The organism is Streptomyces sp. NPDC087845 (assembly GCF_044742755.1).
In the GTDB taxonomy this organism is placed as follows: domain Bacteria; phylum Actinomycetota; class Actinomycetes; order Streptomycetales; family Streptomycetaceae; genus Streptomyces.
On record NZ_JBIUVC010000008.1, the window covers coordinates 404,966 to 418,506 of the forward strand.

12 protein-coding genes are annotated in these 13,541 nt (G+C 71.1%); 8 read left to right on the forward strand and 4 right to left on the reverse strand.

The window, feature by feature from the left end:
- Positions 1-43: 43 nt before the first annotated feature.
- From ACIOMQ_RS22660 to ACIOMQ_RS22680, 5 genes are all read left to right on the forward strand, one after another.
- The gene (locus tag ACIOMQ_RS22660; protein ID WP_402190031.1) at positions 44-1,384 is read left to right on the forward strand and encodes an MFS transporter; all 1,341 of its coding nucleotides are present in this window, start codon (positions 44-46) and stop codon (positions 1,382-1,384) included.
- A gap of 350 nt (positions 1,385-1,734) precedes the next feature.
- Positions 1,735-1,953 (forward strand): transposase domain-containing protein, encoded by a 219-nt coding sequence (locus ACIOMQ_RS22665; RefSeq protein ID WP_402190086.1) that lies wholly within the window; start codon positions 1,735-1,737, stop codon positions 1,951-1,953.
- A gap of 414 nt (positions 1,954-2,367) precedes the next feature.
- Positions 2,368-4,353 (forward strand): protein-arginine deiminase family protein, encoded by a 1,986-nt coding sequence (locus ACIOMQ_RS22670; protein WP_402190033.1) that lies wholly within the window; start codon positions 2,368-2,370, stop codon positions 4,351-4,353.
- Positions 4,354-4,409: 56 nt separating this feature from the next.
- Entirely contained in the window at positions 4,410-5,762 is a 1,353-nt protein-coding gene (locus tag ACIOMQ_RS22675; RefSeq protein ID WP_402190035.1) for a sensor histidine kinase, read from the forward strand.
- On the forward strand, positions 5,759-6,436 hold the full coding sequence (locus ACIOMQ_RS22680) for a response regulator transcription factor (protein WP_362206533.1): 678 nt from the start codon (positions 5,759-5,761) through the stop codon (positions 6,434-6,436). Before ACIOMQ_RS22675 ends, ACIOMQ_RS22680 begins: the two co-directional genes overlap by 4 nt.
- Here the strand turns inward: ACIOMQ_RS22680 and ACIOMQ_RS22685 are convergent.
- Together ACIOMQ_RS22685 and ACIOMQ_RS22690 are read right to left on the reverse strand one after the other, a co-directional pair.
- Complete coding sequence (locus tag ACIOMQ_RS22685; RefSeq protein ID WP_402190037.1) at positions 6,433-6,999, reverse strand: transposase domain-containing protein; 567 nt, start codon at positions 6,997-6,999, stop codon at positions 6,433-6,435. The genes ACIOMQ_RS22680 and ACIOMQ_RS22685 overlap by 4 nt on opposite strands.
- A 45-nt stretch (positions 7,000-7,044) precedes the next feature.
- Positions 7,045-7,602 carry an ArsR/SmtB family transcription factor gene (locus ACIOMQ_RS22690; protein ID WP_401940059.1) on the reverse strand — a complete coding sequence of 186 codons (558 nt, stop codon included), beginning with the start codon at positions 7,600-7,602 and terminating at the stop codon, positions 7,045-7,047.
- 58 nt (positions 7,603-7,660) lie between these two features.
- Here ACIOMQ_RS22690 and ACIOMQ_RS22695 point away from each other — a divergent pair, with 58 nt between their 5' ends.
- From ACIOMQ_RS22695 to ACIOMQ_RS22705, 3 genes are all read left to right on the forward strand, one after another.
- Positions 7,661-8,566 (forward strand): S41 family peptidase, encoded by a 906-nt coding sequence (locus tag ACIOMQ_RS22695; protein ID WP_362206535.1) that lies wholly within the window; start codon positions 7,661-7,663, stop codon positions 8,564-8,566.
- Positions 8,567-8,763: 197 nt separating this feature from the next.
- On the forward strand, positions 8,764-9,369 hold the full coding sequence (locus ACIOMQ_RS22700) for a TetR family transcriptional regulator (protein ID WP_362206536.1): 606 nt from the start codon (positions 8,764-8,766) through the stop codon (positions 9,367-9,369).
- A 57-nt stretch (positions 9,370-9,426) separates the two neighbouring features.
- Positions 9,427-11,034, forward strand: coding sequence for an MDR family MFS transporter (locus tag ACIOMQ_RS22705; protein WP_362206537.1), 1,608 nt, complete (start codon positions 9,427-9,429; stop codon positions 11,032-11,034).
- Positions 11,035-11,546: 512 nt separating this feature from the next.
- On the opposite strand, the gene lysA is transcribed toward ACIOMQ_RS22705, so the two are convergent.
- Positions 11,547-12,878 carry a diaminopimelate decarboxylase gene (lysA, locus tag ACIOMQ_RS22710; protein WP_362206567.1) on the reverse strand — a complete coding sequence of 444 codons (1,332 nt, stop codon included), beginning with the start codon at positions 12,876-12,878 and terminating at the stop codon, positions 11,547-11,549.
- A 59-nt stretch (positions 12,879-12,937) separates the two neighbouring features.
- Positions 12,938-13,366, reverse strand: coding sequence for an SAV_915 family protein (locus ACIOMQ_RS22715; RefSeq protein WP_401265388.1), 429 nt, complete (start codon positions 13,364-13,366; stop codon positions 12,938-12,940).
- Positions 13,367-13,541 lie beyond the last annotated feature (175 nt).

The window sequence follows — 13,541 nt, forward strand, 5'->3', positions numbered from 1 at the left end:
CCTGACGACACGCCCCCGCAGGCTTCGAAGGAAGGCCGCAGAGATGACAAGCGAAACGGCGACGGGCACCAGGCGGGCCACCGCCGCACCTCCCGCCCACCGCGACCCGAACGTGCTGCGCTGGCTGGGCGCGTACACCGCCTCGCTGCTCGGTGACAGCGTGTACTTCCTGGCGCTCGCCTGGGCCGCGGCCCGGGTGACCGGTCCGGCGCAGGTGGGCGTGGTGCTGGCCCTGGGAGCGGTCCCCCGGGCCGTACTGATGCTGGGCGGCGGGGTGATCGCCGACCGGCTGGGGCCCCGGCGCGTGGTGATCACCGCCGACGCCGTCCGGGCGGGGGTCGTCCTGGCGGTGGCCCTCGCCCTGGGCCTGGCCTCACCGGGGGTCTGGCTGCTGGCCGCGGTGGCGCTCGTCTTCGGCGTCGTCGACGCCGTGTTCATGCCGGCGGTGGGGGCCCTGCCCCCGCGGATCACGACACGGGACCAGCTCGTCAGGGTGCAGGGCCTGCGGACACTCGCCACCCGGCTGGCCGTGATCGTCGGACCCTTCGTCGGCGGGGCGGCGATGTCGCTGGGCGGCCCGGCAGCCGCCTTCGCCGCCGCCGGGCTGGTCTTCGCCCTGTCCCTCGTCCTGCTGCTGAATCTCCGCGTGGCCGCTTCCCCGCCGGCGCACCCCGCGGACGTCTCCGAAGCCGCCGCCCCGTCTACCCCCTCCACCCCCTCCACCCCGTCCACCTCGCCCACCTCGTCCACCTCGCCCACCCCGTCCGCCTCGCCCTGGCATGATCTGGCCGAGGGCCTCCGGTACGTCAAGCGCCACCGGATGCTCCTCGCGCTGATCACGGTCGCGTGGCTGGTGGAGCTCGGCTTCTCCGGACCGCTCAACATCGGTCTGGTGCTGCTGGTCGAGGACCGGGGCTGGGGCCCCGGAGGCATGGGCCTGATCATCTCCTCCTTCGGAGCCGGAGCGGGCGCCAGCGCGCTCGCCCTGGCCCTGGGCGGCCGCATCCCACGAGCCGTGCCTCTCAGCGGCTGGTTCCTGCTGCTGGGGTCCCTGGCTGTCGGCGCACTGGGCACCACATCCGCCCTCCCCCTCGCCGCCGCGGCAGCGGCGGTGGCCGGACTGGCAGCCGGGTTCACGGGCGCGGTCTTCGCCGCCCTGCTCCAGACTTCGACCGACCCTGCCTATCTGGGACGTGTCACCGCGACGACGACCCTCCTCACCGTGGGCGTCGTTCCCCTCAGTTACCCCCTGACCGGGGCGCTCGCTCCGCACGTCGGACTGCCCGCGGTCTTCCTCGGCTACGCGTGCGTCTGCGCGCTGGCGGCAGCTCTCGTACCGGCCTGCGCAACACTGCGCGGGGCGTCCCTGCCCCCGCGCAACTGACCGCTGAACAGCGACTTCAGCGAAATCCACTCACCGCGTGCAGGGCGGCATCACGGTCTCGATCAGCAGCGCATAAGGGCGTCGGCGGAATCGTCCGGGAAGGAACTCAGGTCACGCGCGTCAGCCCCCGCGACGGCTTCCACGTGCGCGGCGCGCTGCTGTGAAGACCGCGCGAGGCGATTGCGGGCGAGGCCCAGCAGACATCCTGCTCCGGTCCGCTCGTCGGCCCGAACAAGACTTGCTAGACGCAATACCGGTGACTTTGTTGGTGGGTCGTCGGGTGTGGTGTGCCAAGGCCTGGACAGGTGAAGTCGTCGGGTGAGCGGTTGTCGGACCGGATCGCTCCGGGTGTGCTGACGCGGGTGTTTCCGCCCGAGTCGGTGGATGAGGTGGTTGTGGGGTGTGGGCGTCCGGAACAGCGGTCGCGGCTGTTGCCGGCCCGGGTGGTGGTCTATTTCGTGCTCGCGATGTGTCTGTTCTCCGGGCAGGGCCATGAGGAGGTGGCCCGGGGGTCGTGTCTTCAAACGATCTCGCGTGGTGGATCAAGGCCGGGTGATACGCCGTCATGAACTGTCGGGTACGGAGTGACCGGGGCGGGCGCGTTCACGGTGTTCGGCAGCCGGGAGGTCCCGGTGGCGGGCGTTGGCGTTGCGCCACCGGAGGCATGCGCTTTCCCGGCACCCTTCCCGCGCCGGTTGATGCCTCACAGCGTGTCGTGGCCGACCGAGCAACAGCCGTGGGAGGTCGGCGAGGCCCTCACGCCGGGTGTCGTCAAGCGGGCCGAGGCGCTCCTGGTGTGAGGGGGCGGCCGGAGGAACGGTGGCTGTGGACGGTGCTGCCGGCGGGGTGCTGCTTGCCTCGCCGGGCCCGCGCACGTCCCGGTCGGCCGATCCGCCGAAAGGATGAGGCGGCCGTCGTCTCCCGCGCGGGAACCAGCCATCGGGCGGATGCCCCGTCCACGGTCCGTGGCCGAGGGTGGGGCCATGGACGACGAAACACTGTTGGCTCTCTCGGCCACCGGCTCCGGCACTGTCGGAAGCCCGCGCCACCGGCGCCGCCGCCTTGTGCCCATGAGCGCGGGTGCACTGGGAACCGCTCTCCTCACGGTCGTGACCGGGACGTTCCCGGCACAACCGGCGCACGCCGCGCCTCCCGGACCGGTGATCCGAGCGGATACGAACCGGGACGGCCTGATCACTCCGGACGACGACGCCGGCAAGGACACCTGGGCCCGCCGCCGCGGTGCGCTGATGCTGCCCAACGTGGACGACGACCAGCGGCGTTGCCCCACTGGGGGCCCCGGAGGCGCGCGGTTGCCCGACAGGCGCCTGGCGGACTGCAACGATGCCACGGACACCGTGGTCAACGGCCCTGCCGACCTCGCGGACCTCGCGCCGGTGCACATCACCGCCGCCCCGCGCGTCATGGCCGGCACCACCGCCACCGTCGCTGCCGACCCGGCCTCCCGGAAGCATGTCCGGATCTTCGCCGAGCGCCGTGGCCGCATGGTTCCGCTGAGGCCCGACGACCGGCTGACCACCGACGAACTGCGCCACGGCGTCCGGCTGGGCGTGGAGGCCAAGGATTTCGTACGCGACCCCCAGAAGTGGGCGGGCTTCACCGACATCGTTCTCAAGGTGGAACGCGGTGGCGCCATGACCGAGGACCGGGTACGACTACGGGTCGCGCCGCTCGTGTTCCAGCACGACCTGATGCCGATACAGCACATGATGACGGCCGATCACAGCACCTCGCCGGTCGAGGTGGAGCGCGGCAAGCACTACGACCCCGCCGTGCAGCCACGGCCCGTGCGACCGGGGGAAGCCACGTTCCGCCGCGATCTGCGACGCGGTCTCGACCGGGCCGGGCTGCCCGCCCCGTTGTACAACTACCCCACCGGCGGCGATGTCTGGATGCAGGACCTGTTCAAGGCCGCCTACGCGTCCATACCCGCGCCGGGCGGCCGTGAACACCGCGTCACCGTCATCCTGCGGTCCGCGGACGTGATGCCCGGCACGGCCACACCCGCTTTCCCGCTCAGGGACGCCTCGCGGAGCGTGTTCCCGCTGCTCCGCGGTCCCGGCACGGGAGTGATTCAGCAGTACGATCCCCAGCGCGTCGGCAGCGACGACAGCCTGTACTACGGTTCGTTCAGCTCCACCGGGAACTTCGGCACCGTCCCGCCGTACACCTGGCGGGGCCACCGCTACCCGGTGGGCCGGGTCATCTACGGTGGTACGGGAGGCAAGGAATCCCCGGACGCCTCCTTCACCCGGATGCTCGCCGCGCAGGGCTACCAGCGGCCGATATCGGTGGACACCAGCTGGCTGGGGGTCGGTCACATCGACGAGTTCCTGTCCTTCGTCCCGGCCAGGAACGACCGGGGCTGGGTGGCCGTTGTCGCCGACCCCGGCCTGGGACGGAAACTGCTGGAAGATCTCGTGGAGCGCGGTCGGGGCGGGGAGTCGCTGGTCCGCGGAATCGTTCCGGAGGACACCGAGGATCCCCGTCTCACGGTCGCCGACGCGTTGCGCAAGCCCTCACTCACCCGGGGCACGGAGATCGCCCGAAAGGGCATCGACTCCGCTCTGCGTACCCTTCGCGAGCAGGTGGGGCTGACGGAACGCCATGTCGTCCGTGTTCCCGCTCTCTTCAACCGGCTCGACGTGCCCGTCGGGTATCCGCGCCGGGACGTGGTTGCCAACTACCTGCCCGGCGCGGCCAACGGCGTGAGCACCGGCACCGGGGTCTACCTGGCGCCACGCCCGCACGCCCCGGAGACCGACGGCCGGGACGTCTTCGAGCGGGCGGCCGAGAAGGCCCTGAGCGGCACGGGCACCCGGATCTTCTGGGTGGAGGACTGGGCCTACTCGCACCACCTCGGCACCGTCGGCGGGGAAGTGCACTGCGCGACCAACGCCCTGCGAAGCCTGTCCGGGAGCCGGCCGTGGTGGACCGAGCGGGACTGATCCCGGTCCCGGGGCGCCATCCCATCGAACCGCCGCGTCTCATAGGGTCGATGCTCATGAGCGATCGACACCTGCCCGTCCTGCGCGTCCTCGGCGGTCTTCTGTTCCTGGGCCTGTCCACCGCCGCGTGGGCGACCGCGTCCACCGCGGGTGTCGCGATCGTCGCCGTGGGTCTGGTGACGGCCGGTGCGGCGGTGGCGACGGCGGCCCGCCTGCCGCTGCCTCCTGCAGCCCGGCGGCCGTGGCTTGCCGCCGCTGCCTCCTTGGTGTTGACGGCCTGCTTCCAGGGGCCGGTTGTCAATGCCACGGGCTGGTGGTGGGCCGTGGAGACGAGCGCGCTGCTCGCTCTTCTGGTGCCGACGGTGCGCCGGATGAACGGGCGGGCCGGGGCGATCGCATGCGCCATGGTGCTCGGCGCGGCGGTCGCGGTGCTGCCGCTGCGGATCGGCCTGCATCTGACGCCGCCTGCGGCAGCGGCGGAGATCGGCGTGCTGTGCCTGTTCTGGTCCCTGCTGGCGGCGGGCGCCACGGCGCTGGGCGGGTATTTGCGCAGCCAGGACTCCAGGAGGCGCCGGGCGCTCGCGGACCAGCGTCGTGAGCAGCTTCTCGAAGTGGCCCGTGATCTGCACGACTTCGCTTCGCACGATGTCATGGGGGTGGTGGTCCTTGTCCAAGCCGCTCGGCTCCTGGCGCGCGAGGACCCCGAGCGGGCCGTGGAATTGCTGCCGCGGATGGAGGAGGCGGGTATGCAGGCGCTGGCCGCGATGGACCGCACGGTCCGGACGCTCAACGCACAGGAGGACCGGGACCGTGAAGGGGATGCTGCCGGTTCGGGCGACGCCTCCGCCGAGCCGTCCGGACGGCCGCCCCGCGCGGAGTGCGCCGCGCGCACCCGCGACCGTCAGCGCGACCTCGGCGAACTGCCCGCCCTGGCAGCCCGGTTCACCCGCACCGGCACCGTTCCGGCCCGGCTCGATGTGCCCGCCGGTGTGCTGGAAGGGTTACCCGTGCAGGTCAGCGCGACCGGATACCGCATCGTGATGGAATCCCTCACCAACGTGCGCCGCCACGCTCCCGCTGCCGTCACCGTCCGCATCGCCGCCCGGCGGGTTCCGTACGGCGGCGGTACGGCCCTTCAGCTCACTGTCACCGATGCCGCTGAGGCCGGGGCCCGGGCCGCCGAGCGGACCTCTCCGCTCCCGGAGCGCTCGCGGGGCGGTCTCGGACTGGCGGGCCTCACCGACCGTGCCGAGGCTCTCGGCGGCACGCTGACTGCGGGGCCGCACGGGACCGCGGGCTGGCAGGTCGCGGCCACACTCCCGCTGCCCGACAGCGCGGCACCGACCAGCGGCCGGCACGAACATACGGCCGCCGCCCGGCACACGGCACCCGAGGGGACCGTCGCATGAGCGGCACCGGCACCATCCGGATTCTGCTGGCGGACGATCAGGAGACCATCCGCGCCGGTTTCCGCCTCGTCCTGGACGCCCAACCCGACATGACCGTGATCGGCGAGGCGGCAGACGGTGTCACCGCGCTGGGCGCCGCCATGAGGCTCCGCCCCGACGTGCTCCTCGCGGACATCCGGATGCCGGGTCTCGACGGCCTGGAACTGACCCGGCGGCTCGCCGGACCCGGCGCGGACCCGCCGCTACGGGTCGTCGTGGTCACCACCTTCGACCTCGACGCGTACGTACACACCGCGCTCCGCGCCGGAGCCTCGGGTTTCCTGCTGAAACGCTCCGGACCGACGCTGCTGGTCGAAGCAGTACGTGCGGCGATGTCCGGCGACGCCCTCATCAGCCCGCAGATCACCGCGCGCATGCTGCACCGGCTCGTCCCACCGGTGCTCGGGGAGGGGAAGCCGCCCCCCGAGCCGCTGACGCCGCGCGAGGAGGAGGTCGCGGCGCTGGTGGCCGGGGGGCTGTCCAACACCGACATCGGCGAGGAGCTGTTCATCTCGCTCGCCACCGTCAAGTCCCATGTGGCCAGCCTCCAGCGCAAGTTGGACGTCCGTAACCGGGTCGGTATCGCCGCCTGGGCCTGGGAGTCCGGTCTGGCACCCACCGATCAGGTCCGCTAGGTGCAATACCGGTGATTCAGATGACGTCCCGAAGTGCGTGGTGGACAAGAAGGAAGCCGCCTCACCTGCGGGTAGGTGCTGCACTGCTGTCCCCTGTCCGAGCCGGGCCGACCGAAGAAACCGCTGTTCGCCCCGGTGTCCGGCACATCGAAGACCGTGCCGTCCACCGCAACCAGACGCCACCGTCGATACCAGGCACCAGCAGGTTCCTCAACGGCCACCGGCCGGCACACTCGCGCGAACAGCACCTTCAACGGCTCCGGCCCCAACCGTCGGCGGCCTCGGCCAATCGCCGCTGTCGTCGGCACCCGCCACGGCTTCTCCCACCGCCGCACCCGCTCCAGCCCCTGCTTCAGCAGCCGGGCCACCTCCTCATGGCCCTGCCCGGAGAACAGACACATCGCGAGCACGAAATAGACCACCACCCGGGCCGGCAACAGCCGCGACCGCTGTTCCGGACGCCCACACCCCACAACCACCTCATCCACCAACTCGGGCGGAAACACCCGCGTCAGCACACCCGGAGCGATCCGGTCCGACAACCGCTCACCCGACGACTTCACCTGTCCAGGCCTTGGCACACCACACCCGACGACCCACCAACAAAGTCACCGGTATTGTTGCTGGACGGAACCTGTGGTGCCGGTCGGCAAGGCCTGCTGATAGAGCGTCACCAGTACGCCGTGCATGGGCTGATCCCCTACCTCCTCCTCGGCCTCGTCGACCAACCGGGCGAGGGTCTCGCCGAGTTCCCTTGCCTTCGCAGGGCTGAGACGCAAGTGGCGCAGCGTCAGGTGAGTCTCGGCGGGTGAGCGGTCCAGCTCCTGGGCGACTGCGGAGAGCATCGCGGCGGTGCCCGCCGCCCGGGGTTCGGCGACGACCATGCGGCGGGCCGTGCGCTGGTAGTACTGCTCGGTGCCGCCGCGGACCTGGCGGGTTTCGGCGACGTGGACGAGTCCGGCTTCGCGGAGCACTTTGAGGTGGTGGGCCACGTTGCCCTTCTTCGCGTCGAGTTGCGCCGCGAGCTGGCTGATGGTGGCGGGCCGGTGGCCCAGAGCGAAGAGCAGTCGCTGACGCAAGGGGTGGGCGAGCGCCGCGAACTGCTCAGGCGCACCGATCTCCTGGACGTCCTCAGGAGGCGGCGGACAGGAAGGCTGATCATGCATACGGAAAGTGTCCAACTGTCTTGACGCTTTCGCAAGGGCGGTGCTCTACTCCCCTGCCATGACAACTCCGACGCGGTTTCGGCCTGCCCCGGTCATCGACGAGACGGCCCGGCTCCTGATCGAGCACTATGTATTCCCCGAGACGGCCGAACAGCTCACAGACCTGCTGCAACGGCGCCTCGCCGAGGGCGCCTACGACGTCGACAGCGCCGAGGAGCTCGGCCGGCTCGTCACCGCGGACCTGCAGTCCGTCAACGGCGACCGCCACCTGAGACTGAAGTACCACGCCGCCCCGGTGCCTCCGGAGCAAGGGGCGGCCACCCTGACTGCGATGCGCCGGGACTTCGACATCTCGCTGGGCGGTGCGCCCCGGGTGGAGCTGCTCGACGGAGGGGTCGCCGTGGTGGAGCTGGCACCGGCGCTCTTTCCGCTGGAGTGGGCCGCCGAACCGCTGAGTGCCGCGCTCACCCTCGCCTCCCGCGCCCGGGCGCTGATCGTGGACCTTCGCGCCAACCAGGGCGGTGACCCGGACACGGTCGCCTTCGTCTGCAGCTACCTGCTGGATGAGCGCACCCACCTCAACACCATGCACTGGCGCGACGGGGAGCGCCGCGAGCAGTCCTGGAGCCTGCCGCACGTCCCCGGCGCGCGCTTCGGCGGCAGCAAGCCGTTGTACGTACTGTCCAGCGGCATCACCTTCTCCGGTGCCGAGGAGCTGACGTACAACCTGCAGCAGCTCGGCCGCGCCGTTGTCGTCGGCGAGCGCACCGGTGGCGGTGCGCATCCCCGGGAGGGCTGGACGGTACACCCGCACTTGGAAGCCACTATCCCGCTCGGCCGCCCCGTCAACCCCGTCTCCGGCACCAACTGGGAGGGCACCGGTGTGCAACCGGACATCCCCTGCGCCGCCGCCGACTCCCTCGACCGCGCCCACGAACTGGCCCTCGCCCGGCTGGCAGGCTGATCCACCTCGGTTCCACCGACAGCACGGCGCGCAGCGCCCACGCCCCGGACCGCGCGGGAGGCGTACGCGCGGTCGGGCGGGGACGGCGGCGGGCCGGGGCCGGGGCCTGCCTGGACCGGTTCGGGGCACCCGTCCGGCACCGGAACCCTTGCAGAAAGAATTTTGCACGCCACGCAAAATTGCATAGCATGCACTTCATGTGTGCCGACGACATGCCCCTCGGGCTGCGTGAACGCAAGAAGCGTGCCACGCGTGACGCCCTCGCGGACGTGGCGCTGCGCATGGCCGCGGACCGCGGAATCGAGAACATGACCGTAGAAGCGGTCACCGATGCGGTCGGTGTCTCGGTGCGCACTTTCTTCAACTACTTCCCGTGCCTGGAAGACGCGATCACCCGTCCGGACCAGGACAGCGCCGAGCGGGCCCGCCGCGCGGTGCTGAACGCACCGGAGGAACTCACGGCACTCCATGCTCTCCGCGAGGCGATCGGCCAGGAACTCGCCCACATCGAGGAGGATCACGAACGCTGGGAGCTCCAGATGGCCGCGCTCAGGACGAGCCCTTCGCTGCTGTCCGGATTCCTGGCCGCCCAGGGCGCGGACGAACGCGCACTGGTCGCCGTCGTGGCCGAGCGCCTCGGCCAGGATCCGGAGTCCGATCTCTACCCTCGGCTTCTCACGCACGTGACGATCGCTGCCGTGCGCGCCGCCGTCGAGCTCTGGGTGGCCTCCGGCCGTACCCGTACGTTCCAGAGCATCTATCGTGAGGCGTTCGCCTCGCTGGCCGACGGTCTGAGCGGCTGAAGCACATCCGAAGCCCCCACCGGGGCATTTCACCAGAGAATGAGGAAACGTCAGCCAATGACCGCTGCCGTCACACCCGAAACCGGTACGGCCGGTGCGCCCGAGGGGGCCGCACCAGCCATGACGCGTCGTCACATACTCCAGGCCATGTCGGGCCTGATGGCCGGCATGTTCGTGGCCATTCTGGCCTCCACCGTGGTCTCCAACGCGCTCCCCAGGATCATCGCCGATCTGCACGGCAGCCAGTCCTCGTACACCTGGGTGGTCACCGCCGAGCTCCTGGCGATGACAGCGACCGTCCCGATCTGGGGCAAGCTGTCCGACCTCTACGACAAGAAGCTGCTCATCCAGCTCTCTCTTTCGATGTTCATCGTCGGCTCACTCGTCGCGGGCTTCTCACACAGCGTCGGCCTGCTCATCGTGAGCCGTGTGGTGCAGGGCATCGGCGCGGGCGGTCTCACCGCCCTCGCCCAGGTCGTGATGGCGGCGATCATCCCGCCTCGTGAACTCGGCCGCTACTCCGGCATCTTCGGCGCCGTCTTCGCCGTCGGCACGGTCGCAGGACCGCTCATCGGCGGCGTGCTCGTGGACACCTCCTGGCTGGGGTGGCGCTGGTGCTTCTTCATCGGTGTGCCGTTCGCCCTGCTCGCGATCGTGCTGCTCCAGCTGACGCTGAAGCTGCCCACGGTCCGCAGGGAGGTGAAGATCGACTACTTCGGTGCCGTCCTCATCATGAGCGGGGTCAGCGCACTGCTGCTGTGGGTGACACTCGCAGGCAACCGGTTCGACTGGGCGTCATGGCAGACCGCCGCCCTGGTCACCGCCGGTCTGGTACTTCTGATCGCAGCGGTCCTGGTCGAATCCAGGGTCCAGGAACCGATCATCCCGCTGGACATCTTCCGCAACCGCACCGTGGCGCTGACGACGGTGGCGAGCCTGCTGGTCGGCGTGGCCATGTTCGGCGGCACGGTCTTCCTCTCCCAGTACTTCCAGATCTCCCTCGGCAAGTCACCGACCATCGCAGGGCTGATGAGCCTGCCGATGATCCTCGGCCTGATGGTGTCCACGACCGTCGCCGGGCAGATCATCTCCGCCCGGGGCAAGTGGAAGGGCTTCCTGATCGCGGGCGGCGTCATCATGACCGCGGGCATGGGCCTGCTGTCCACGATCAGCGCGGACTCCTCGTTCGTCCTGCTCAGCGTCTACATGGTGGTGCTCGGCGTCGGTGTCGGCATGCTGATGCAGAACCTGGTGCTGGCAGCTCAGAACGACGTGCCCGCGTCGGAGCTCGGCGCAGCGACCTCGGTGCTGTCGTTCTTCCGCAGCCTCGGTGGGGCGATCGGCACGAGCGCGCTGGGCGCCGTGCTCAGCCACCGGGTGGCGAGCGAGATGGCGAAGGGCTTCGGCGGGGCGGCGGACAACGGGGGCGCCGGGCACGGTGTCCCCGACCTCAGCACCCTTCCCGAACCGGCCCGGCAGGTGGTCGAGCACGCCTACGGGGTCGCGACCGCCGATGTCTTCCTGATCGGAGCCCCCTTCGCGTTTCTCGCCCTGATCGCGGTGCTCTTCATCAAGGAGAAGCCGCTCAAGACGCAGAGCGGCATGGAGCGGCTCGCGGAGGAGAACGCCGCCGCCTCGAAGGCACCGGCCGCTCCGGCGCACTGAGCACGGCGAGCCCGAGGAGGCCGGACGCCGTGCCCGGACAGAATCTGCGGACGCGCACGACGCGGCGGACGCGTGAGGACGTGCCGAGCACGGCGGCCGGGCTCCTTCTCGCCCAGGGGTATGAACCAGACCACCGTCGACCAGGTGGCGGACCTGGCGGTGGTCTCCCGGCGCACGGTCCTGCGCTCCTTCCCCCGCCGATGAGGATCTGGCGCCGGCCCACCGACCGCGAGCAGTGAGTCCGCGCGTCGGAGTGTTGCTGAAGCCGGCACATGACCACGCGGAGCCGAGGCTCGGGAGACCGGCAGGGCGGGGTACTCCTGCCCGGCCGGCGAACGCGGGACCGACCGCGCCCGCCGCCCAGCGGCGACGCTCCGCCCACGGACGCTCGCCAAGAGACGAACGGCCGGCGCAGGGCATATCAGCTCCGTGATGGTTGTCGGCTACCGGTTACTGGCTACCGGTAGCCGGTTACCGGTGGCCGGGAGCGTACGGACATGGGCGCGGACGATTCAGAGACCGACGTCGCGGCCGTTGATGTCGGCGAGGGATTCACGGCGGACCAGTAGCCGCGCACGGCCGTCGTGGACGGCGACCACCGGCGGGCGGCCGACCACGTTGTAACTGGACGCCATGGAGAGGTGGTATGCGCCCGCGACAGGGACGGCCACCAGGTCACCCGGGCGGATGTCGCCCGGCATGGCCACGTCGGCGGCGAGCACGTCGCCCGCCTCGCAGTGCCGGCCGACGACGGTCGCCGTGCAGGGCTCGGCCGTCGAGGGGCGGCCGATGAGCCGGGGTGCGTAGCGGACTCCGTAGAGCGCGGGCCGCGGGTTGTCGCTCATCCCGCCGTCCACGGCGACGAAGACCCGGTCGCCGGTCCTCTTGACGGCGAGCACGCGGTAGAGCGCCACGCCTGCGGGCCCGACCAGCGCGCGGCCCGGCTCGATGGTGAGCCGGGGCACGGGGATGCCGGCCGCCGCGCAGCTCGTGGCCAGTTCGCGGCGGATGCGGGCGCCGAGCGACGGTATGTCGAGCGCGTTCTCCCCCGGCCGGTAGGCGACCGCATGCCCACCCCCCAGGTCCAGCTCCGGCAGGACTGTCCCGTGCTGGTGGCGGACCTGGGCAAGCAGCCCGACCACCCGTCGGAGCGCAGTCAGGTAGGGCTTGGCCGTGGGGATCTGCGAGCCGATGTGGCAGTGCAGTCCGACCAGTTCGAGCCGCGGCTGGTCGAGGATCCGGGCGATGGCGTGCTGAGCGCTCCCATCGGTGATCGACAGCCCGAACTTCTGGTCGTCCGTGCCGGTGCGGATCGCGGCGTGGCTGCCCGCGCTCACGCCCGGAACCACGCGCACCAACACTTTCTGGCGGGCGCCGTCCGGGATGAGCGCGGACAGCCGGGCGATCTCCCACGCGCTGTCGATGACGATACGTCCGACACCCAGGCGCAGCGCGGCGCTCAGGTCTTCCGGGCTCTTGGCGTTGCCGTGCAGCACGATGCGCTCGGGCGGGAAGCCGGTGGTGACGGCGAGTTCCAGCTCGCCCGCGGAGCAGACGTCCAGGCCGAGACCCTCCTCCCGCACCCAGCGCAGCAGGGCGCGACAGAGGAATGCCTTCGCCGCGTAGACGACATCGGTGTCCGGGAAGGCCCGCAGATAGGTGCGGCAGCGTTCCCGCACCTCGCCCTCGTCCAGGAGGTAGACCGGGGTACCGAACCGCTCGGCCGCCTCGACGAGGGAGACTCCTCCCACCGCGACATCGCCGCGGGGGGCGGGCCGCGCCGAAGCGGGCCAGACGGACAGACTTGCGGCGTTGCCCGGCGGCGCGGGGACCGCGTGCGGCATGTCCGGCGCCGGAACCGACCGTCCTGGCAGTGATGTGGTCATGGTGTTCCCTCGGCCGATCAAGAGGTTGATGCAGGAGACAACGACTGTGTGCCGGTCGCGCGGACCCCATCGGCCGCTCCCGGTTCCCAGCCCTGCCTGCGCTTCCGCCGCGGCGCGGGGGCCGTTCGGCGAGCGGGCTTCACAGCGGCCGCGGCACCGGGCCCGGGGGCAACGAGGAGGGGGTCGACGACGAGGTCGACCACCCCCAAGGGTGCGACGAGGGCGCGTACCGCCGGCTCGGAGAGCCGGATCCAGGTCTGCCGCTCCCCCAGGGTGAGGATCAGTTGCCGCTCGTTGGTGAAGGCGACCGCGGTGCGGATGCCCAGGGGCGTCCGGAAGAGGCGGGCGCAGCAGCCCGCGGGCCCCGGCCGGACCGGAACGAACAGCGCCCCGGTCCGGTCCGGTTGAAGGGGGTCGGGGTCCTCGGCGCGCTGGTTGTCGATCATGGCACTCCTCGTGAAGACGGGCACATCAACCCGGACTGCTGGCAAGCCGGGGCACAGCAGTGACGCTATGCCCGCCCCGCCTGGGCCGGACTTCTCCGTTAGCGGACCCTTGACCCCGCACCGCCGACCCTTGACGCGGGATTGACGACGGCCAGTCGTGCGGCCTCGTTCGCAG

Coding starts and splice junctions, on each gene's coding strand:
- ACIOMQ_RS22660 (WP_402190031.1), top strand. CDS start 44: ATGACAAGCGAAACGGCGACGGGCACCAGGCGGGCCACCGCCGCACCT.
- lysA (WP_362206567.1), bottom strand. CDS start 12,878: ATGCCGCACGCGGTCCCCGCGCCGCCGGGCAACGCCGCAAGTCTGTCC.
- ACIOMQ_RS22705 (WP_362206537.1), top strand. CDS start 9,427: ATGACCGCTGCCGTCACACCCGAAACCGGTACGGCCGGTGCGCCCGAG.
- ACIOMQ_RS22680 (WP_362206533.1), top strand. CDS start 5,759: ATGAGCGGCACCGGCACCATCCGGATTCTGCTGGCGGACGATCAGGAG.
- ACIOMQ_RS22690 (WP_401940059.1), bottom strand. CDS start 7,602: ATGCATGATCAGCCTTCCTGTCCGCCGCCTCCTGAGGACGTCCAGGAG.
- ACIOMQ_RS22670 (WP_402190033.1), top strand. CDS start 2,368: ATGGACGACGAAACACTGTTGGCTCTCTCGGCCACCGGCTCCGGCACT.
- ACIOMQ_RS22695 (WP_362206535.1), top strand. CDS start 7,661: ATGACAACTCCGACGCGGTTTCGGCCTGCCCCGGTCATCGACGAGACG.
- ACIOMQ_RS22675 (WP_402190035.1), top strand. CDS start 4,410: ATGAGCGATCGACACCTGCCCGTCCTGCGCGTCCTCGGCGGTCTTCTG.
- ACIOMQ_RS22715 (WP_401265388.1), bottom strand. CDS start 13,366: ATGATCGACAACCAGCGCGCCGAGGACCCCGACCCCCTTCAACCGGAC.
- ACIOMQ_RS22700 (WP_362206536.1), top strand. CDS start 8,764: ATGTGTGCCGACGACATGCCCCTCGGGCTGCGTGAACGCAAGAAGCGT.